The organism is Rahnella woolbedingensis, assembly GCF_003602095.1.
GTDB lineage: Bacteria > Pseudomonadota > Gammaproteobacteria > Enterobacterales > Enterobacteriaceae > Rahnella > Rahnella woolbedingensis.
This window is the reverse complement of the sequence record NZ_RAHH01000012.1, coordinates 64,931-86,747: the sequence shown is the minus strand read 5'-3', so window position 1 is coordinate 86,747 and position 21,817 is coordinate 64,931. Positions and strand designations below refer to the sequence as shown.

At 54.7% G+C, this 21,817-nt stretch carries 17 protein-coding genes; 11 read left to right on the top strand and 6 right to left on the bottom strand.

Translation table 11 applies throughout. The annotated features are described in order from the left end of the window. The first annotated feature begins 256 nt into the window (after positions 1-256). The 6 genes from D6C13_RS11985 to D6C13_RS11960 all read left to right on the top strand — a co-directional run bounded on the left by D6C13_RS11985 (position 257) and on the right by D6C13_RS11960 (position 6,414). Positions 257-970, top strand: a complete 714-nt coding sequence (locus D6C13_RS11985) for a FadR/GntR family transcriptional regulator (protein ID WP_120132973.1) — start codon at positions 257-259, stop codon at positions 968-970. Continuing rightward, positions 957-2,135 (top strand): aminotransferase class I/II-fold pyridoxal phosphate-dependent enzyme, encoded by a 1,179-nt coding sequence (locus D6C13_RS11980; RefSeq protein WP_120132972.1) that lies wholly within the window; start codon positions 957-959, stop codon positions 2,133-2,135. The genes D6C13_RS11985 and D6C13_RS11980 overlap by 14 nt, the downstream gene beginning before the upstream one ends. A 59-nt stretch (positions 2,136-2,194) precedes the next feature. Continuing rightward, entirely contained in the window at positions 2,195-3,475 is a 1,281-nt protein-coding gene (locus D6C13_RS11975; protein ID WP_120132971.1) for an ABC transporter substrate-binding protein, read from the top strand. Between the two features lie 63 nt (positions 3,476-3,538). Then, complete coding sequence (locus D6C13_RS11970; protein ID WP_120132970.1) at positions 3,539-4,462, top strand: carbohydrate ABC transporter permease; 924 nt, start codon at positions 3,539-3,541, stop codon at positions 4,460-4,462. A gap of 10 nt (positions 4,463-4,472) precedes the next feature. Beyond that, positions 4,473-5,315: a carbohydrate ABC transporter permease gene (locus tag D6C13_RS11965; RefSeq protein ID WP_120132969.1), complete on the top strand. Its 843-nt coding sequence runs from the start codon at positions 4,473-4,475 to the stop codon at positions 5,313-5,315. A 4-nt stretch (positions 5,316-5,319) separates the two neighbouring features. Continuing rightward, positions 5,320-6,414 (top strand): ABC transporter ATP-binding protein, encoded by a 1,095-nt coding sequence (locus D6C13_RS11960; protein WP_120132968.1) that lies wholly within the window; start codon positions 5,320-5,322, stop codon positions 6,412-6,414. A 177-nt stretch (positions 6,415-6,591) separates the two neighbouring features. Here D6C13_RS11960 and D6C13_RS11955 read toward each other — a convergent pair whose 3' ends face one another. After that, complete coding sequence (locus D6C13_RS11955) at positions 6,592-7,884, bottom strand: MFS transporter (protein WP_120132967.1); 1,293 nt, start codon at positions 7,882-7,884, stop codon at positions 6,592-6,594. 142 nt (positions 7,885-8,026) lie between these two features. Here D6C13_RS11955 and D6C13_RS11950 point away from each other — a divergent pair, with 142 nt between their 5' ends. From D6C13_RS11950 to D6C13_RS11935, 4 genes are all read left to right on the top strand, one after another. Next, positions 8,027-8,926, top strand: coding sequence for a LysR family transcriptional regulator (locus D6C13_RS11950; protein ID WP_120132966.1), 900 nt, complete (start codon positions 8,027-8,029; stop codon positions 8,924-8,926). A 170-nt stretch (positions 8,927-9,096) separates the two neighbouring features. Beyond that, a complete protein-coding gene (mlc, locus tag D6C13_RS11945) occupies positions 9,097-10,320 on the top strand; it encodes a sugar metabolism global transcriptional regulator Mlc (protein ID WP_120132965.1) in 1,224 nt (407 codons plus the stop codon). A gap of 324 nt (positions 10,321-10,644) precedes the next feature. Further along, positions 10,645-11,331, top strand: coding sequence for a dethiobiotin synthase (gene bioD / locus D6C13_RS11940; protein ID WP_120132964.1), 687 nt, complete (start codon positions 10,645-10,647; stop codon positions 11,329-11,331). A gap of 147 nt (positions 11,332-11,478) precedes the next feature. Beyond that, positions 11,479-12,975, top strand: a complete 1,497-nt coding sequence (locus D6C13_RS11935) for an MDR family MFS transporter (RefSeq protein ID WP_120132963.1) — start codon at positions 11,479-11,481, stop codon at positions 12,973-12,975. Here the strand turns inward: D6C13_RS11935 and D6C13_RS11930 are convergent. The 5 genes from D6C13_RS11930 to D6C13_RS11910 form a co-directional block, all read right to left on the bottom strand. Further along, on the bottom strand, positions 12,972-14,630 hold the full coding sequence (locus tag D6C13_RS11930) for an ABC transporter permease (protein WP_120132962.1): 1,659 nt from the start codon (positions 14,628-14,630) through the stop codon (positions 12,972-12,974). The genes D6C13_RS11935 and D6C13_RS11930 overlap by 4 nt on opposite strands. A gap of 48 nt (positions 14,631-14,678) precedes the next feature. Beyond that, positions 14,679-15,620, bottom strand: coding sequence for an ABC transporter substrate-binding protein (locus tag D6C13_RS11925; protein WP_208642889.1), 942 nt, complete (start codon positions 15,618-15,620; stop codon positions 14,679-14,681). A 77-nt stretch (positions 15,621-15,697) separates the two neighbouring features. Beyond that, positions 15,698-16,447, bottom strand: a complete 750-nt coding sequence (locus D6C13_RS11920) for an ABC transporter ATP-binding protein (protein WP_120132960.1) — start codon at positions 16,445-16,447, stop codon at positions 15,698-15,700. Between the two features lie 670 nt (positions 16,448-17,117). Then, positions 17,118-18,623, bottom strand: coding sequence for an L-arabinose isomerase (gene araA / locus D6C13_RS11915; RefSeq protein WP_120132959.1), 1,506 nt, complete (start codon positions 18,621-18,623; stop codon positions 17,118-17,120). Positions 18,624-18,689: 66 nt separating this feature from the next. After that, on the bottom strand, positions 18,690-20,369 hold the full coding sequence (locus tag D6C13_RS11910; RefSeq protein ID WP_120132958.1) for a ribulokinase: 1,680 nt from the start codon (positions 20,367-20,369) through the stop codon (positions 18,690-18,692). 416 nt (positions 20,370-20,785) lie between these two features. Here D6C13_RS11910 and D6C13_RS11905 point away from each other — a divergent pair, with 416 nt between their 5' ends. Further along, positions 20,786-21,772: an arabinose ABC transporter substrate-binding protein gene (locus D6C13_RS11905; protein ID WP_120132957.1), complete on the top strand. Its 987-nt coding sequence runs from the start codon at positions 20,786-20,788 to the stop codon at positions 21,770-21,772. Positions 21,773-21,817 lie beyond the last annotated feature (45 nt).

The following is a 21,817-nucleotide window of genomic DNA, read 5'->3' as shown; positions in this document are numbered from 1 at the left end:
CGTCAGTGTGCGTCAATCCATCCTGTGCTACATCACAGAACATTTCCTGCACAGCGCAATAACAAACCCCCGTCCTTTTGCACCACTGCGATCTGACCTTTGCTGTCCGTTTTGGGCGTCATTCACTCAATGTGTCTGTAAATCATCCGGTTAACGGTTGTTTTTAAAACTGGCAGACAAATTGCAAAGTGGTCCACAGGTTGAGTTGTTGGGCCAATTCTGGCCGGTACTGCACAAGCCCTGTCCGGAGAAGCCCATGAGCGGCGAAATGAATTTACTGCATCCGATCGCGCCACAACAGAGCGACACCCTGGTGCTGGATGCGCTGACCCGTTATGTGGCGCAGTCCGGCACCCGCATCGGCGAAAAATTACCGCCAGAGCGCGTGCTGGCCGAAGGGCTGGCGGTGAGCCGCAATACCGTGCGCGAGGCGCTGAAACGCTGGGAGGCGCTGGGGATTATTGTGCGCAAAAAAGGCAGCGGGACGTTTTTGCAGTCTGAGATAGCCGCCAATGACAGCTTTCTGTCCCTGCGCTTTAAAAATGACTCCGCCACCATGCTGCACGCGCTGGAAGTGCGCCGCATCATCGAATGCGAAGCCTCGGCGCTGGCGGCGGTGCGCGCCACAGAAAGCGATTTGCTGTTTATCGAACAAAAACTCGATGTGATGGAAAAAGTGCATCTGAGCGTCGGTTCTGCCGGTGCGGAAGACTGGCAGTTTCACGCGGCGATTTACAGCGCGGCGCACAATCCGCTGCTGTTGCAGATGGTTGGCGGTATCTACGATCTGCTGCACGCCTTTTTCGAATCACCGCCTGAGCAGGCGCTGTTCAGTGACTCTTTTCCGCTGCACCGCACCTTATTTGAAGCCATTGCGCGTCGTGAACCGGAGACCGCGCGCAGGCTGAGCAACGACATTCTGAACATAACTGAACGTGACATGAAGGAAGTGATCAATGCAGCAAGATGATAAGAGCCAGCCTGTTGAGTTAAGTGAAAACACCCGTCTGGTACACGATGCCCGCCACGATCGCGGGGCGATTTCACCGCCGATTTACCAGTCCTCATTATTCAGTTTCACCGATTATGACAGCATGATCGCCCGTTTTCGCGGCGACAGCGATCACGCACTTTATTCCCGGGTGGATAACCCGACCGTCGTCGAGTTGCAGAAAAAGGTGGCGCAGCTGGAAGGCGGCGAAGCCTGTCTGGCCTTCGGCAGCGGGATGGCGGCGATCAGCAACGCCATTCTCAGCGTGGCCGGTCCCGGCGACAAAGTCGTATGCGTGAATCACGTTTATCCCGACACTTACCGCTTCCTGCGCGGGTTCTGTACCCGTTTTCAGATTGAATCTCACTTCGTTGATGGCGGTTCTCTGCCCACGCTGGAAGAGGCAATTCAGGGCGCGAAACTGTTGTATCTCGAAAGCCCGAACAGCTGGGTGATGGGCGAGCAGGATCTGCGTGCCATCGCGGAGCTGGCGAAAAAATACGGCGTCGTGACAATGATCGACAACAGCTGGGCATCGCCGGTCTTCCAGAAACCGCTGGCGGCGGGTATCGATCTGGTCATTCATTCTGCATCCAAATACATCAGCGGGCACAGCGATGTGGTGGCGGGTCTGGTGATTTCGAGTCAGGAACGGATCAGCGCCATCAGCCGTTATATCAGCCCGTTTTTAGGCGGCAAACTTTCAGCGAATGAAGCCTGGCTGCTGCTGCGTGGTCTGCGCACCTTGCCGCTGCGTATGCGTCAGCATCACGAAAGTGCGCTGGAACTGGCACGTCGCTTACAGGGTTATTCGCGCATTACGCAGGTGAATCATCCGGGGCTGGATCCGCTGCCGACCTCCACGCTGACCGGCTACAGCGGTTTGTTTTCTTTTGAGCTCAGCGACGGCATCGACATTCCGAGGTTTTGTAACGCATTGAATTTATTTCGCATGGGCGTCAGCTGGGGCGGTTTTGAAAGTCTGGTGATGCCCGCCATTTCTGTGCTCAATCAGGCCGGTGAATTTAATTCGGCGATTGATTTCGGTGTCTCACCGCGCGTTATCCGCATTTCTGTCGGGCTGGAAGATGCCGAAGATTTATGGCGTGACCTGAAAAACGCCATCGAAAGCGCCTGTTCCTGAAGCCATTTCTGCACGCTTTTCCTGTGTTCCGCCTTTTTTCACCCTGGAGAATCAAGATTATGCGACACCCGAAACGTCATTTGCTTAACCTGCTGGTGCTCAGTGCCGGTCTGTTTTCCGGCATGAGTTCTGCCGCCACCAAACTGACGCTGGTGGAAGTGATCACCAGCCCGGCGCGTACCGAAATGCTGCAAAAAATGTTAACCGCCTACAAAACGCAGCACCCTGATGTTGAGATAGAAGTGGTGTCGCTGCCGTGGGGGCAGGCGTTTGAAAAGCTCGGCACCATGATCCAGAGCGGACAATATCCTGATGTGGTGGAAATGCCGGACACCTGGCAGGGGCTGTACGCCAGCAACGGCATGCTGGCCGATCTTGAACCGCGCCTGAAAGGCTGGGCAGGCACGCTGGATCTGACCGACAAAACGCTCACCATGGCGCGCTCTTCCGGCGGAACCGCCACGATGATCCCTTACGGTTTCTATCTGCGGGCGATGTTCTGGAACAAAAAGCTGTTTAAGCAGGCCGGTCTGACTGACGCACCGAAAACCATGGATGAGTTTATGGCGGATGCTAAGAAAATCAGTGCGCTGGGTAACGGTATCAGCGGCTACTGCATGCGCGGTGGCGTCGGCGGCACTAACGCCTGGATGATGTTTATGGCGGCGATGAATGGCTCGCCGGACTTCTTCGACAAAGAGGGCAACAGCACGCTGACGGATCCGGGTGCTGTCAAAGGCGCGCAATTCCTGGTGGATATGTACCAGAAAGGTTACGCGCCAAAAGACAGCGTGAACTGGGGCTTTAACGAAATCGTCTCCGGTTTCTACTCCGGCAAATGCGCAATGCTTGATCAGGATCCTGACGCGCTGATCGCCATTAAAAACAGCATGAATCCGGATGATTTCTCGGTTGCGCCTATGCCGCTCGGGCCGAACGGCAAAGCCTATCCGACCATCGGCTACACCGGCTGGTCGATGTTCAAACAGAGCAAAAATCAGGATCAAAGCTGGGATCTGATTTCCTTCCTGAGTAACAAAGAAAACAACCTGACGTGGTCGAAATTTGTCGGCACCTTACCGATTTATAAAGGCGCTGAGCAGGATGTGTATTACCACGCGCCGCAGTTTGCCGGCTGGTTTGCTGAGCTGAACAGCCCGAATTACATCCCGCTGACCATGCCGACGCACCTCAAAGGCTGGGGCTATTTCAACTCAGTGATTGTGAAAGACAGTTCTCAGGAAACGCTGCTCGGCCAGAACGACACCGAAAGCATGGTGAAAGACTGGGCGAAATACCTGACGAAAGAACAGAAAGCCTGGCTGGCTGCGCAGAAGTAAACCGGCTGACTCCGGCATGAATCTTCTGCCGGAGTTCCACATTTCTCTCAATGGAGACGCGTCATGATGTTGGATGTTTCAGAGCCAGACACCGCTGGCGCGCCGCGCTTCCCCCGTTTGCGTGCGCTGCTGGAACCCTGGGTTTATCTCAGCCCGACGCTGGTGCTGATTGGACTGTTTATCTTTGTCCCGATGGCGATCGGCATTTCGTATGCTTTTCAGAACATCCAGTTGCTTAATCCTTTCGATACCGGCTGGGTGGGGCTGGATAATTTCCGCACCATGTTTGATGACCGGCATTTTTATGCCGCGCTGCGCCACACATTCAACTGGACGCTGACCTCGCTGGTATTGCAGTTCGTACTCGGGCTGGGATTAGCGCTGTTGCTTAACCGTGAATTTCCCGGACGCCGCTGGGTGCAGGCGCTGGTATTTCTGCCGTGGGCGGTTCCGGCATTTCTTTCCGGCCTGACCTGGGCCTGGTTGCTCAATCCGGTCATTGGCATTTTGCCTTACTGGCTGACCGATCTGCATATCATTGCCGAGCCGTACAATATTCTCTCTGACCCGCAACTGGCGCTGTACGGCCCGGTGGTGGCGAATGTCTGGTTCGGCATTCCGTTTTTCGCCATTACTTTGCTGGCGGCATTGCAGTCGATTCCGAAGGATTTATATGAAGCGGCGTCGATGGACGGTGCGACCGGCTGGCAGCAGTTTCGCAAAGTCACGCTGCCGTTTCTGGCACCGATGATTGCGATTACGGTGATGCTACGCACCATCTGGATCGCTAATTTCGCCGATCTGATTGTGGTCATGACCGATGGTGGCCCGGCGAATTCCACCTCGATCCTCTCGAGTTTCATCTTCACCACGGCGTACCGCAAACTCGACTTTGGTTATGCCTCGGCGATGGCGGTTTTCCTGCTGGTGCTGATGACCTTTTACGCGCTGGTGTTACTGCGCATCCGCCAGCAGTTGCTGAAATAAGGAGCCTGCAATGAATGCACTGTTATTAAACGCATTACTGCGTAAAAGCGGACACCGGCTGGGGATTTTGTTTTATCTGCTGTTCGCGCTGTTCCCGATTTACTGGCTGATCAAAATCTCGATCACACCGGACAAACTGCTCTACAGCGAAGGCGTGCGGATGTGGCCGGGCGAGATGACGTTTGTCCATTTTCAGCGCGTGTTTACCGAAAGCCAGTTTCCGCTGTATTTCTTCAACAGCCTGATTGTGTCTTTCGGCACGGCATTTCTGACCACCATCATCGCCGCCGGTGCGGGTTTTGCGTTTTCCCGCTTCAGTTTTCGTGGCAAAACGGTGATGGCCGCGCTGCTGCTGTTTACGCAGATGTTCCCGCTGGTGATGATCCTCGCGCCGATTTACAAAGTGATGGCCCCGCTCGGGCTGACCAACAGCCTGCTGGGGCTGGTGCTGATTTACACCGCGTTCAACGTGCCGTTTGCCACGTTTCTGATGCAGTCGTTTTTCGACAGCATTCCTAAAGATCTGGAAGAGTCCGCGATGCTGGAAGGGTGCAGCCGTTTTATGGCGCTGCGTAAAGTCATCATCCCTCTGACCTTGCCGGGCATGGCAGCCACTTTAGGGTTCGTGTTCACCGCCGCGTGGAGCGAACTGCTGTTCTCGCTGATGCTCATCAACAAAAACGAAGTGATGACCTTCCCGGTGGGATTGCTCAGCTTTGTGTCGAAATTCGCAGTTTCCTGGGGCGACATGATGGCAGCGGCCGTGCTGGCGCTCATTCCTGCCTGTCTGTTCTTTGCGTTCATTCAGCGTTACCTGGTTCAGGGGCTGACTGCCGGTGCGGTAAAAGGATAATTTTATGGCTCAGATTACGATTTCCGATCTTCAAAAACGTTACGAAAATGTCGAAGTTTTGCGCCACATTAACCTGACCATCAAAGACGGCGAATTTGTGGTGCTGGTCGGGCCATCGGGTTGTGGCAAATCGACCCTGTTGCGCACCATTGCCGGGCTTGAACTGGCGACGGCGGGGGACATTCATATCGGTACGCGCCTGATGAATCAGGTGGCACCGAAAGACCGCGATATCTCGATGGTATTTCAGAGTTACGCGCTGTATCCGCACATGACCGTGGCGCGCAATATGGGATTCAGTCTCGAAGTGCAAAAACGCCCGAAGGCTGAAATCGAGGCCGCCGTGAATAAAGCCGCCGATATTCTCGGACTGACTGCGCTGCTGCATCGGCGTCCGAAAGAGCTTTCCGGCGGACAGCGCCAGCGCGTGGCGATGGGCAGGGCGATCGTGCGCGAACCGCAGGTATTTTTATTCGACGAACCGCTTTCCAACCTCGACGCTCAGCTGCGCGGGCAGATGCGTATTGAAATCAAAAGTCTGCATCAGCGGATGAAGAATACCATCGTATATGTGACACACGATCAGGTCGAAGCCATGACGCTCGCCGACCGCATCGTAGTGCTCAACCACGGCCTTATCCAGCAGGTCGGCACGCCGCTGGAACTTTACGACACACCGGCCAATAAATTCGTCGCCAGCTTTATCGGTTCGCCTTCGATGAATTTCATCAACGGTACGCTGGAACTGGGTGATTCTGCGCCGCAGTTACGAATCAATGCGCAATTAACGCTGCCGGTTGATCCTGCGATTATGACCCTGCAAAGCGGCGCAGAGGTCATTTACGGGGTCCGTCCGGAAGCCATCGTACTGTGCGAAGAAAGCGCACCCGGCGCGGTGCCGCTGGACATCACGCTTATCGAACCGACCGGCCTGAGCGAACTCATCCACGGTAAATTTGGCAGCGAAAGCCTGAGTGTTTACAGCATGGTGAGATCGAATGCCGCACCCGGCGACCGTGTATGGGTACAAATTGATACCGCGCGGATGCAGTTGTTTGAGGCGGATAGCCAGAGACGGCTGGGGAAAATGGGAGAATGAAAGCAGCAAATTTTTCGCACGAAAATAAGTGAATCTCGGTCGGCTCCCTCCGCTGCGAAGGGGAGGGTTGGGGTGGGGTATTAATGATTAATCAATGCATTGAAGTGTTCTTTGACAAGGTGTTAGCCTTTAGCCCCCCTCCCAACCTCTTCCTTCGCAGGGGGAGGCGCTAACCCGTTAAACCGCTTTTGCCTCAGCTAATCTCATCAGCTTAAACCCAACGCCAACTCCAGCAATCAGCATCAGACTGATAAATCCGGTGATCCCATACCATCCGTAGGCGTGCCAGAAAAAGCCGCCCAGCGTACCGGCGACGCTTGATCCCGCGTAGTAGCTGAACAGATATAAAGACGAGGCCTGGCCTTTCGCACGGCGCGCACGGCGGCCGATCCAGCCGCTGGCGACGGAGTGGGCGGCGAAGAACCCGCCGGTCACTAAAATCATGCCGATGAAAATCAGCCACACCGGTGAAAAGGCGGTAATCAAAATCCCCAGCAGCATCAGCACGGTGGCGCCGATTAATACCGGACCACGGCCATAGACGCCGGTCAGCGCGCCGGCTTTCGGCGAACTGTAAGTCCCCATCAGGTAAACGATGGAAAGTATCCCGACAATCGCCTGACTCAGGTTGTAAGGCGATGACAGCAGACGATAACCGATGTAGTTGAACATGGTGACGAAGCTGCCCATCAGCAGGAAACCTTCCGCGAAAAGTAACGGTAAACCGCTGTCACGCCAGTGCAGTTTAAAGTTAATCATCAGCTTGCGAGGTTTGAGTGAGCTGGCGCGAAAATGTTTTGAGGGCGGCAGGATGCGCCAGAACATAATCGCTGAGGCGAGGGCGAAGAGGCCGACAACGGCGACGGCGATACGCCAGGAGAAGAAATCGGTCAGAACACCGCTGACTAAGCGTCCGCTCATGCCGCCGATGGAGTTCCCGCTGATATATAAACCCATCGAGAAGGCGACCACGCTCGGGTGAATTTCCTCGCTCAGATAGGTCATCGCCACCGCTGCTACGCCGCTGAGGGAAAGGCCGATCAGCGCGCGCATGATGAGAATGCCATCCCAGCTCTGCATAAAGGAACAGACCAGCGTGCAGCCTGCGGCGAGAAGTAACGCCACCACCATCACCGATTTGCGCCCGACGGCGTCCGAAACTGGTCCGGTAAACAACAGGCCAATCGCCATCAGGCCGGTTGATAACGACAACGACAGGCTGCTGGTGGCCGGAGAAACGCCGAAATCATGGGATAACACCGGCAAAATCGGCTGCACGCAATATAACAATGCAAACGTTGCCAGACCCGCAGAAAACAGAGCGAGCGTCACGCGGATAAATTGCGGCGTACCACGTTTGATAAAAGGAGTTTTCAGACCAGAGCGGGCGGCAGGCGATTCAGGATTTAATTCGTCGTCATTAACAGAATCTTGAGCAGGTGCAGCGGAAATCCGCCGGAAGGTTTTCACTGTCATTCCTTAATTCGATGGGCTGTAAAACTAAATTTAAAAATGTATGAAAATTTTAACAGTGCCCGTTGTATTGTCTAATATATTAATCAATTGAAAACGATATGTTTAAAGTATCAATCAGAATGAGGCGGGCATTGTAGTGAGCCAAATTGAGTTGCGTCATTTACGTTATTTCATTGCGGTGGCGGATGAACTGCATTTTGGCCGGGCGGCGGAGCGTTTGCATATCTCCCAGCCGCCGCTGAGCCAGCAAATTCAGGCGCTGGAGGCGCATGTCGGTGCGGCGCTGTTTTACCGCAGTAACCGCAGCGTACGCCTGACGCAGGCCGGTCAGGTTTTTTTGACCGAAGCGCGGCAGATTTTACAACGGGTGGATGATGTTTCGGCGCAGGCGGCGCGAATTCACCGGGGAGAATCCGGTAATCTGACGCTCGGGCTGACCTCTTCGGCGCCGTTTTTAAGCCGGGTTTCCAGCACATTGCATCATTTTCGCCTGACCTATCCGGACGTGAATATCCGCATCGAACAGCTCAACAGCAAACAGCAAATCGACCCGTTGCTGGAAGGCAGGCTTGATCTGGGGATTATGCGTAACGGCGAATTGCCGCCGGAACTGGAACATCATCTGGTGCTGACTGAACCTCTGATTGCGGTGGTGCATAAAGACCATCCGCTTAACGCACTGGCTGACGGCGAACTGACGTTTGAGCATCTGGCCGATCAGCCGTTTGTGTTTTTCTCCAAAGATGTCGGCACGTCGCTGTACGACGATATTCTCGGGCAGCTGAAAGCGCAGGGGATCACGCCCTATATCACGCAGGAAGTGGGAGAGCCGCTGACCATTATCGGGCTGGTGGCGGCCGGGCTGGGCGTGTCGATTTTACCGGCGTCGTATCTGCGTATTCAGGTGGAAGGTGTCCGCTATCTGCGCTTTGGCAATCTGCATGGCACCACGCAGTTATGGCTGGTGAATCACGCGACGCGGCCACTCACGGCGGCGACCCGCACGTTTATGGCATTGTTGCTTCACGATGACTGACGGACTACTGATGCCGAAGATGCTGTATTTCCAGTCAATTCCGAGGGTGTTTTCATACAATTTGTGCACCAAATCACATAACGAATCAAATAGTTGACGACATATGACAAAAACTCCAACATACCCCCTAATCTTTATTTTGAAGCGCGAAAATAACAGGAGCTCCTTGAGTGATCCCCGACGGGCAACCAGGACATATCGACCAGATTAAACAAACCAATGTCGGTGCTGTGTACCGCCTGATAGATCAGTTTGGTCCCATTTCGCGTATCGAGCTTTCGAAAAAAGCACAGCTGGCTCCGGCCAGTATCACCAAGATTGTCCGCGAGTTATTACAGGCTCATCTGGTGCTGGAAACCGAGTTTCAGGATCCCGGTAGTCGCGGGCGTCCGGCTATTGGTTTAGCGCTGGATACGCAGGCCTGGCACTATCTTTCTGCCCGTATCAGTCTCGGCTCTATTACCCTGGGTTTGCGTGATCTGAGCAGTAAACTGGTGGTGGAAGAAGTGATGCCATTACCGGAACAGGCTCCGCAGCCGCTGCTCAAACGTATTATCTCTGAAATCGATCAGTTCTTTATCCGCCATCAGCGCAAACTCGAACGCCTTACCGCCATCGCTATTACCCTGCCGGGAATGATTGATGCGCGCCGTGGCATTGTTCACCGTATGCCGTTTTATCATGACGTGTTTGATATGCCGCTGGGCGATACGCTTTGCGCGCACACCGGTCTGCCGGTGTATGTGCAGCACGATATCGGTGCCTGGACGCTGGCGGAAGCGCTGTATGGCGCTTCCCGCGGCTGTAAAAACGTCGTTCAGGTGGTGATTGACCACAACGTCGGCGTGGGAGTGATCACCAGCGGACGCGTTCTGCACGCGGGCAGCAGCAGCGTGGCGGAAATCGGTCATACGCAGGTGGATCCTTACGGCAAACGTTGTTATTGCGGCAATCACGGGTGTCTGGAAACCGTTGCCAGCACTGACAGTATTCTCGAACTGGTGCGTCAGCGTCTGACGGTACCGGTTCCGGCGAGTTTACTGCATGGGGTTTCACTGACCATTGAAGCCGTCTGCGATGCCGCTAACCGTGGCGATCAGCTTGCGCGTGATGTGATTATCAGCGTCGGGCAGAGCGTGGGACGAATTCTCGCCATCATGGTGAATTTATTTAATCCGGAAAAAGTGCTGATCGGCTCACCGCTTAATTTATCGCAAGATATTCTCCATCCCGCGATAATGTCCTGTATTCAGCAGCAGTCACTGCCCGCATATAGCGAAAATATCAAACTCGAATCCACGCAATTCTATAATCAGGGAACCATGCCCGGTGCGGCATTAGTGAAGGACGCTTTATATAGTGGTTCACTGATAATAAAATTACTGCAAGGCTAATATCCTTCATACTTGAAATTATCACTGCGTTGGCGGCATTCGTTCGCCCGAATCACTGACTTTAGTCAGCTCATCGGGATTTTCTCACTTGCCGCCTGGCGCTAATCACAATTATTTTGGATATGCCTTTAACGACTGTTTTTAAATAAAAAACATATAAAGCCTGGATAATTACTGCTCACCGAGTCGACAAAACATTGCGCTAACGCAATCCGCTCTCATCTCGCATCGCCTAGACTTTCTGTCGATACTTTGTCTCCGGCGGTGTTTTCTTACCGGAGACTATCTTTCAATAAGACGGAGAGATCCCGGAGCCTGAATTCCATGTTAACGCATTTTTTCGTCACGGGTACGGATGCCCGTGTAGGTAAAACCATTGTCACACGTGCCTTGCTTCAGGCTTTAGCCGCGCAGGATCGCTGCGTTTCAGGCTATAAACCTATTGCAACAGGCAGCCAGGAGTTGGCCGACGGGGTTCGAAATAAAGATGCGGTAACTCTCCAGCAGTCATCTTCTATTTCTTATCCTTTTAATAAAATAACCCCGCTGGCGCTGGCGGATGAAGATATTTATGCCAGCCAGATCCCCGAAAATGTTTTTGAAATAATGACTAACGGCCTTAATTTCATGCGCCAGGAGGCTGATTCGGTGGTTGTTGAAGGATGTGATGGGTGGAGAACGTTGATCACTCCGCATCTTTTTTATTCTGACTGGGTACGCCAGCAAAATATGCCGGTGGTATTAGTGGTCGGTATTCAGGAAGGTTGTGTCAGCCATGCGTTATTAACGGCGCAGGCGATTATTGCAGATGGTTTGCCGTTGCTGGGGTGGGTGGCGAATCGCATTAATCCTTGCCTTGCTCACTATCAGGAAACTATCGAAGCGATCAGCACCAATATTTCGGCGCCGTTGCTGGGTGAAATTCCTTATCTGCCGCGTGCAGAAAGCCGCGATATGGCGAAGTTTATCGATCTCTCCAGCTTCAATCTTAAGACGCTGACTAAAGCCTGACGGTGACGTTGTCACATAATTTCTTCATGCTGAGGCTCTGAGTGCAAAAACTCAGAGCCTTTTTTATGACTATAATTAGCCATCTGCCTGAGTGCGCTTCTCAAAACATTTCGCGTACATAAAAACTATTTTAAGAAAATAAAGAACATGGCCGTCAATCATTCCGAAATCAAAACATCTGCTGTAAAAGCTTCTCACCGCCCGCTGATCCTGACTGCCTGCATGTTGTCGATGTTTATGGCCGCCGTTGAAGTGACGATTGTCGCGACTGCGATGCCGACCATCATTGGCGATCTCGGCGGTTTTTCGCTGCTCGGCTGGGTGTTCGCCGTCTATCTGCTGACCCAGGCGATCACCGTGCCCATTTACGGGCGGCTGGCCGATTTATATGGCTGCCGGAAAATGTTTTTCATCGGCACCACGCTGTTTCTGATCGGTTCTGTTCTGTGCGGATTCGCGCCATCGCTGGGCTGGATGATTGGTTTTCGCGCGTTGCAGGGGCTGGGTGCGGGTGCCATCACGCCGATTGCCACCACCCTGATTGCTAATGTGTATGGTCCGCAGGAAAGGGCAAAAGCGCAGGGCTATCTGTCCAGCGTGTGGGGCGTTTCAGCGATCGTCGGGCCGCTGATGGGAGCGTTTATTGTTTCTCATTTTCCGTGGGCGGTGGTGTTCTGGGTGAACGTACCCATCGGGCTGGTGGCGATGGCGATCCTTATCAAATACCTGCCACCGGACGGACAGCGTAAACAGCATCAGCTGGATCTGGCCGGCACCGCCTGTCTCACGCTGTCAGTCGCTGCTTTATTACTGGCGTTGTTACAGGCTGAAGCACTGGGGTACTGGGCGCTGGCATTACTGGCGTTCGCCGTTCTTTGCGGCGGGTTGCTGGTACGTCAGGAACGTAAAACGCCGGAACCGTTATTCCCGCTGGCGTTGTGGGACAGCAAAGTGATCATTGCCGGGAATATTGGCGGCCTGATTATCGGCGCGACCATGATGGGGATCAGCGCGTTTCTGCCGACTTATGTGCAGGGTGTTCTGGGCGGCACACCCTTGCAGGCGGGTACCACGCTGGCGCTGATGTCAGTGGGCTGGCCGCTGGCGAGTATGTTCAGCAGCCGCATGATGCAGGCGACGTCATACCGCATCACTGCCGTGACCGGCGCATTATTGCTGGTGGCCGGAAGTCTGGCGCTGTTACTGCTTTCACCGTCTTCTGGCTTGTGGATGGCGCGACTGGCAGCATTTTCTATCGGCGCAGGAATGGGTCTTTGTAACACCACCTTTATCGTTTCGGTGCAGAACAGCGCAGAACCGGCGATACGCGGAATTGCCACTGCTTCGACGCTGTTCACCCGTATGCTCGGCTCGGCCATTGGTACGGCGGTGCTGGGCGCCACACTGAATCTTAATCTGGAATACCGGCTGCCGCAGGTGAACGATCCGGTGCAACAGCTGATGGAAAAAGCCACGCGCAGTGCGATGGACAGCGGCCTGCTGAATCAGCTGACAGAAAGCGTTGCCGCCTCGCTGCATTGGGTCTTTATAGTCTCGGCGGCGATTTCAGTTCTGGCGGTCGCCGCCGGTTTACTGATCCCCTCCGGCGACCGCCCGCACCGCGAAGCACAGCGCGAAAGTTAAGACGTCTGGCGCTGCTGTAGCCTGAATGCGATTAACATCAGCGTCAGGCTCAGCAGTACGGCAATCGACGCCATCGCCATGCCGTCGCCCACCGAACCCTGTTCAAACTGCCGCCAGACATAGACCGACACGGTCTGCACGCCAGCCGGTGACAGCAATAACGACGTCACCAGTTCCCGTGAAGCGACCGCAAATACCATCATCATTGACGCCAGCAGGCTCGGAAATACCAGCGGCAGCAGGATCATACGCAGCGCCTGCGCAGCGGTCGCGCCGTGCACCCGCGCCGCCGCATCGAGATTTGCGCCAATCTGCCTTAACGCTGCGCTGACATAGCGCACCGGATAAGGCAGCAGCAGGCAGCAATATGACAGCAGCAGGATCCCCCAGGTGTTGTACGGAGTGACCGGCCAGAAACTGCGGTTCCAGGCCAAAATCAGCCCGACACCCACCACGATGCCCGGCAGCGCCGCCGGAAACAGTGACAGTCCGTCGATCAGCGCCGCACCGCGAATCTTCTGTGCCACCACCAGCCATGAGGCCAGAAAACCCGTTGCACCGGCGACAAGCGCCGTACCCAGCGCCAGACTGAGACTGGTCGACAGCGCACTGAGCGCATCGCCGTGCGAGGCAAACAGATTATCAAAGTGCCGTAATGTCAGATTGGAAAGTGACAGACCGCCGGAAAGCGTACCGGAGAATGCCGTGACCAGCGTCGAGACAATCGGCAGCGCGACGGCAATCAGCGCCACGAGGATAAATAACGCCAGCACCGGCAGCGTCCAGCCCGCCAGCGATTTTTGAGTCACATCCGCCGGTTTACCGGTCATGCTTTCGACATTTTTCCCGGCCAGCACCGCGCGCTGAACGCTGTAGGCGCATAATGCGATAGCCACCAGCAGCAGGGAAAGCACCGCCGCACCCGGCATATCAATCGGCCAGTCGGCCAGACGCTGCTCGATTCCGGTAGTCAGCATCAGAATGCCGCTGCGCGAACCTAACGCGCCGGGCACGCCGTACTCTTCTATCGACAGGGTAAACGCCAGCAGCAGGCTGGAAGCAATGGCCGGTAACGCCATCGGCAACGTGATGCGGATAAAGGCCCGCCACGGCCCCGCGCCATGAATGCGCGCCACGTCCGCCAGACGACTGCCGCTGGCGGCCATGCTGCGGGATACGGCGAAATAGACCACCGGAAATACGTTGAGCGTCATCACCACCACCATCCCCGGCAGTGAAAACAGAAAATCATTCAGATGCATCCCCGGCAGCAACTGCTGGACATAACCGTTGGTCTGCAACGCCAGCATCCACGCCAGCGCGGCGATATAAGGCGGTAATAAAAACGGGATCAGGAATACCACATCCCAGAGCGCGGCGCCGGGCAGGGCGAACAGTCCGCGCAGTGCCCCGAGCGGGACGCCAATCAGCGCGCTGCATAACGCCACGCCGAGCCCGACCTTCAGCGTCGTGGTAATCAGCTCCCTCAGTGCCGGTTCGGCAAAAACGCGGGTAAAAGCGCTGAACGGTGCCGAATAACTGCCGGTATCGAGATGGGGAAAAACCGCCTGCAAAACGACAAATGCCACCGGCACTGCGACCAGTAACAGCAGCGCAATGCCCGTCACGCCCGGTAAAAAAGCGTTTCTATTCATTGATCAAATCTCAGAAGCGGGCTGTTTTATCAACAGCCCGTGAAGGGATTATTGCTGGCCGAAAAGCTTCGCAAAGCGGTCGAGGACGTCTTTGCGTGACACGCAAGCCTGTGAAGCCTCCGGGAGTAACTTTAGTGATTTGAACAGCGGACGTTTGGCGTCGATATCCGTACGAGCGGGCATCAGCCAGGCATCGGCGACCAGTTTCTGGCCTTCAGGTGACAGCGCGTAATCGATAAACGCTTTGGCTTCTTTCTGCTGCTGGCTGGATTTGAGGATCATCATCGGGCGCGGGGCAATCACTGTACCGCTGCTCGGGAAAATCACTTTGACCGATTCACCATCCTGCACGCTGGCATAAGAAACGTAGTCCACCGCACCAAAGACGGCGGCTTTCGCACCCTGCAGAACCGGCGTCAGCGCCTGCGCGTTAGGTCCAGCGATAATCATGCCGTTGGCTTTCAGATCCTCAAACAGCTTCCAGGCCTGCTGCGCGTGGGCATTTTGTAACCCGATCAGCAAATCTAAAGAGGCACCGGAAAGCGACGGATCCGGCGTGGTGACTTTGTCTTTGAATTCCGGTTTGGCTAAATCGCCCCAGTCTTTCGGTTCGGTGGTGCCGCTTTTGGTGTTCCATACGATACCGAGTGCGGAAATACCCTGCGCGACGTAATACGGCGTTTTGAATTGTGCCGGCACCTGCCCGGAATTCGGGCTCTGATATTCCAGTAACCAGCCGCGTTGTTCGAGATCGGTGGCGGTATCCCAGGAAGCGGAGATTAAAACGTCGGCACGCGGATTGGCCTGTTCAGCTTCCAGACGTGCCATCACTTTGCCGGTGGTGGCCTGGAAAACATTGACTTTTACGCCGGTTTGTTTTTCATAGCCTGCCGCCAGTTTTTTTGCCAGTGAGCCCGGCCCGGCGGTGTAAAGCGTCAGCGCCTGAGCGCTGCCTGCTGCCATTGCGAGAGAAAGAGTCATTGCTGTCATTACGCCTGTTTTGATACGGGAAAACGTTTTTGTCTTTGTGTTGTGTGTGCGGTTCATCATTTTCATTCCATCAAAGGTTAAGCAACAAAAGGTGAAACAACGGAAGGGTCAGTCGGGTCAATACTGGCGATCGCGCCTTTGTCCATGCGTGCAATCCGGTGAGCGAGGGTGCGGGCTTCATGCTGATCGTGGGTGACGTACACCGCCGTGGTGTGGAGCTGGCGCAACAATGTCGCCATCTCCTCGCACAGACTTTCACGCAGGTCGCGGTCAAGATTGGACAGCGGTTCGTCGAACAGCAGAATGCGCGGCTCGGCGACAATGGCGCGGGCCAGTGCCACACGCTGTTGCTGACCGCCGGAAAGCTCAGAAGGGCGGCGAGAGACAAAATCCGCCAGCCCGACGCGTTCCAGTGCGGCCATCACTTTTTCGTGTTGCACCGCGCCACGAATACCGCGCATCTGTAAGGGAAACGCGACGTTCTGGCGCACTGTCATGTGCGGCCACAGAGCGTAATCCTGAAACGCCATCCCGAGATTACGTTTTTCCGGCGGCAGGCTGAGTTTTCCGCTGGCGACGATTTCACCATCGAAACTGATTTGTCCTGACGCCGGATGCAGTAACCCCGCCAGCATTTTCAGCAGCGTGCTTTTCCCGCAGCCCGAAGGGCCGAGCAGGGCGAGGATCGTACCTTCCGGCACGGATAAATTGACGTGATTGAGTACCTGGTTGCTCCCAAAGAAATGGGACACCTGATGTATGGCGATGGCGGGAGGAGAAGGCATGCGCGCAGGCGCATCCCCGCCGTGATGAGCTGGAATGATCATGGTTGGTACTATCCTCTTTGGGACTTAATTGTGCTGGTGAGCGTAAAGGGGGAATGTGACGGATGGATGACAAAAACCTTGGGTTGCCACCCAAACTGGCCTCAAGGTCAAGACCGTGGGCGTCGGCCCACACCGATAAGACCTTGGGTTGCCACCCAAACTGGACTCCGCGCTTTTTTCACTGCGCGCTGCCGCGGGTATGACGGACATGTTCCTGTGCAATAGTGAGTGGCGCAAAATGTCATCGCTTCGCGATTTCCGAATTTCAGGTGTCGAGCCTTTGGTCTCGAACCATTCATTCGGTGCCATTTTTGAGCACGCCAATCAACTTTTCTAAAAGATAAAAGACATTTTGCCTTTGAATTTAAGATGGTGCGGGCGGTTCAGAAAACTTGCTGAACGGAGCGGCCTGGAGACCAGAGGCTCCAGGACCGAGTGAAGGTACCGCGCAGCGGCAAAATTTCCAGCCTGTCGCTGTTGTTTCTGAAACGTAGCCAGCGAGCGGAGCGGGGAGTTTAAGACGTGGAGATTCCAAAGAGGGCTCGTCTTAGCCCTCTTTGGTCGGTTTCGCCGCGAAAGCTACAGTGATAACTGTTATTGAAAAACCGAAATTTACGCTAACTCGCTTTAGCATTGTAAGCCGCCATTGCAGCGGCCTTCTGCAAGCAAATCAGCGACTGCACAATTTGTAATAAACCTCATTCCAGCGGATCTGATTCTTGAAGTCTGGCAGCGTTGTATCGTTATCAATCACCAGCAGCTCAATATTGGTCAGCTCTGCGTATAACCGCATTGCGTCCAGATCCAGGGCCTGCGAGAACACGGTGTGGTGCGCGCCGCCGCCGAGGATCCAGGCTTCTGCTGCTGTCGCCAGAGAAGGCTGGGCTTTCCAGATAGCGCGGGCGACCGGCAGTTTTGGCAGCGGATGCGGCTGTTCAACGGTATCGACCAGATTGACCAGCAGACGGAAACGATCGCCCATGTCGATGACGCTGGCGTTAACCGCCGGGCCTGCCGGAGTGGAGAAGATCAGACGCGCCGGATCTGCCTTGCCGCCTATGCCAAGATATTGCGCATCCAGCAGCGGTTTTTCTTCTTTGGCAATCGACGGGCACACTTCCAGCATGTGCGAACCGACCACCAGATCGTTACCCGGCTTGAAGTGATAGGTGTAATCTTCCATGAAAGATGTGCCACCTTTCAGACCGCTGGCCATCACTTTCATGATGCGCAGCAAGGCGGCGGTTTTCCAGTCGCCTTCGCCGCCAAAGCCGTAGCCTTTTTGCATCAGGCGTTGTACTGCCAGCCCCGGCAGCTGTTTCATGCCGTGCAAATCTTCAAAGTTGGTCGTGAACGCGCCGAATTTACCCTGTTCGAGGAAACGCGTCATACCCAGTTCGATTTTCGCCGCATCCAGCAGATTCTCACGACGTTCGCCGTTGAGTTTGACCGCATCGGTCAGGCGATAGGTGGCTTCATATTCTTCCACCAGTGTGTCGATATCGCCCTTGCTGACTTCGTTGATGACGCTGACTAAATCGCCAATGCCGTAGGCGCTGATGCTGTAACCGAACTGGATCTGAGCCGCCACTTTGTCGCCTTCGGTGACTGCCACTTCACGCATGTTGTCGCCAAAACGCGCCACTTTCAGGTGCTGACTTTCGTTTTTCGCGGCAGCTACGCGCATCCACTGAGCGATGCGACGATGCGATTCACCGTCCTGCCAGTGACCGGCAACCACGGTGTGTTGCTGACGCATACGGGCACCGATGAAACCAAATTCACGGCCACCGTGAGCGGTCTGGTTCAGGTTCATGAAGTCCATATCCATGGTATCCCACGGAATTTCAGCGTTGAATTGCGTATGGAACTGCAACAGCGGTTTATGCAGGATGCTTAAGCCCGCAATCCACATTTTGGCCGGAGAAAAAGTGTGCAGCCAGGTGATGATGCCCACGCAGGCGTTGTCATAGTTGGCGTCGCGGCACAGCGCTGTGATCTCATCCGGTGTGGTCACCAGCGGTTTAAGCACCAGTTTGACCGGCAAACCGGCTTCGCTGTTCAGGCTACTGACCACCTTTTCGGCGTTCTCTTTTACCTGACGTAGGGCTTCTGGTCCGTACAGATGCTGACTGCCAATAGCGAACCACACTTCGAGATGTTTAAACGCGTCCATTTGTGACTCCTGAATATCGGATATGTGAAATAGCAATTTATGAGATAGCAATTTATAAGGTAAAAACTAATGCGCCAGTTTCGCTGCAAACAGCGGTTCAGTCGTGGCACACCATTGCTGATAACGTTCGTACAGGCGCTGATACAGTTCGACGCGCTGCGGATCCGGCAGCAAAGTACGTTCGATGCTGCAGGCCATTTTTTCCTGTGCGGCAGGCACGTCGCTGAATTCTCCGGCGGCGACGGCGGCAAAAATCGCCGCACCCAGCGCGCAGCACTGATCGGAGGCGACAATTTGCAGCGGACGGTTCATGGCATCAGCGCAAACCTGCATAATGACCGGCGATTTACGCGCAATGCCGCCAAGTGTCAGGACGTTTTCCACCGGAATATCCTGCTGTTCGAAACACTCCATAATGGCGCGTGCGCCAAAGGCGGTGGCGGCGATAAAGCCACCGAACAGTTCGGGGGCCTGCGTGCCTAAATTGATATCAGTGATAACGCCTTTCAGACGCTGATTGGCGAACGGTGTCCGGCGGCCGTTGAACCAGTCGAGTACCAGGGGCAGGTGATCGAGTTTCGGATTAGCGGCCCAGGCTGCAGTCAGATCGGTCAGCAGATTTTTTTGCAGACTTTCCAGCTGAGTTTTCATTTCAGGATGCGCTTTGGCGGCCTGAATCAGCGGCCAGCTCAGCAGACGGCTGAACCACGCGTACATATCGCCGAAAGCCGACTGTCCGGCTTCCATCCCGATCATATCCGGCACTACGCTGCCTTCGACCTGACCGCAGATCCCAGCAATCGCGCGGTCGTTCACGCGTTCTTTATCGGCGATCAGAATGTCGCAGGTGGAAGTGCCAATCACTTTGACCAGCGTATAAGGCTGTGCGCCCGCGCCAACTGCGCCCATATGGCAGTCGAAGGCACCGCCCGATAGCACGACGGAAGCGGGCAGGCCAAGGCGCTGCGCCCATTCCGGCGTCAGGGTGCCGACCGGCTGTTCAGCGGTGACGGTATCGGTAAACAGCGGATACGGCAGATGTTCGACCAGCAGCGGATCGAGTGCGGCAAAGAAATCTTTAGGAGGCAGACCGCCCCACGAAGGGTGCCAGAGCATTTTGTGTCCGGCGCTGCAACGTCCGCGCATGACTTTGTCCGGTGCCGTGGTACCGGAAAGCAGGGCGGGCACCCAGTCGCACAGTTCGACCCAGGACGCAGCGGCTTTTTTCACACGCTCATCGGCGCGGGAAACGTGCAGAATTTTCGCCCAGAACCATTCTGAGGAATAAACGCCGCCGATATAGCGGGAATAATCGGGGAAATCGCCGCTGCGGCACAGGCGGTTAATTTCTTCGGCTTCTTCTATTGCCGTGTGATCTTTCCATAATACGAACATGGCGTTCGGGTTTTCGGCAAATTCCGGATTCAGCGCCAGAATATTGCCTTCATTATCTACCGGGGCAGGCGTAGAACCGGTGGAATCGACACCGATCCCCACCACGCGTGCCGCCCGTTCAGTCCCCAACCGTTGCACGACATTTTTAATTGCCTGCTCCATCGCCTCGATATAGTCGAGCGGATGGTGACGGAACTGGTTTATTGCCGCGTCACAGTAGCGGCCTTCATTCCAGCGCGGATAATAAACCACGTCCGTTTCCATCTCCGCACCGGTCTGACAATCCACAGCCAGTGCCCGGACAGAATCGCTGCCAAAATCAAGACCAAGAGCAATCGCACCTTGCGTCATTCTTTCTCACTCCTTCAGGTTTGCCGTAGTCATTACGGCGGCGAATCGAATTGCTCTAACAGTAGGAGGATGCAAAAAAGTGAGTGAGGAGGCGTTAGCTGGAAGTATGCACAAATCTGCTCCCAATGATGTTTCTGTGAGGTTGGTCAAATGTTAGCATTTGGCTAAAATCGCTATATCTATGTACAAACCTGCTGTTTTCCCGCCGTGTGATAGCGCTCTACATTCCGCTGCAAAATTACCGCTAAAACTTAACCCGTCTTACAAGAGAGTGTGACGTAAATCCGCTATATATATGACTTCGCCGCACTCTCACTTTGTTTCTTTACACTACTGATAACGTTTTCACGATGGCGGCTAGCCAACAAGTTCCGGGCCGGGATCGCGAGAAACAACAATAAAAGTCGGAGAACATCATGCATAAATTCACTAAGGCGCTGGCAGCAGTTGGGTTAGCGGCTGTTATGTCACATTCAGCTATGGCAGCCGATAATCCGAAACTGGGTTTTCTGGTTAAACAGCCGGAAGAACCGTGGTTCCAGACCGAATGGCGCTTTGCAGATAAAGCCGGTAAAGATCTGAACTTTGAGGTCATCAAAATTGCTGTGCCGGACGGTGAAAAAACGCTGAATGCCATCGACAGCCTGGCGGCGAACGGCGCGAAAGGTTTTGTTATCTGTACGCCGGACCCGCGTCTGGGGCCTGCGATTATGGCCAAAGCGCGCAGCTATGACATGAAAGTTATCCAGGTGGATGACCAGTTTGTGAATGCCAAAGGCAAACCAATGGAAGAGGTGCCATTAGTGATGATGGCGGCGACCAAAATTGGCGAACGTCAGGGGCAGGAACTGTATAAGGAAATGCAAAAACGCGGCTGGAAAGCGGCAGATACCGGCGTGATGGCGATTACTGCAGATGAGCTGGACACCGCACGCCGTCGTACCAGCGGTTCTATGGATGCGCTGAAAGCGGCCGGTTTCCCGGAAAAACAAATCTACAAAGTGCCGACGAAATCTAATGATATTCCCGGCGCACTGGACGCGGGTAACTCCCTGCTGGTACAGCATCCTGAAGTTAAAAACTGGCTGATCATCGGCATGAACGACAACACCGTTCTGGGTGGCGTGCGTGCAACAGAAGGTCAGGGCTTTAAAGCCGCGAACGTCATCGGCATCGGCATCAACGGTGTGGACGCGGTGAATGAGCTGTCAAAAAGCTCACAAACCGGCTTCTACGGTTCTCTGTTACCGAGCCCGGATATCCACGGTTATAAAAGTATCCAGATGCTGAACGAATGGGTCACCAAAGGCGTTGAACCACCGAAATTCACTGAAGTCACCGATGTGGTCCTGATCACCCGTGACAACTTCAAAGAAGAGCTCAAAAAGAAAGGTCTTATGTGATCTCCTGAATCATTTAAAAGAGCATTAGATAACGCTGCTGCAGAG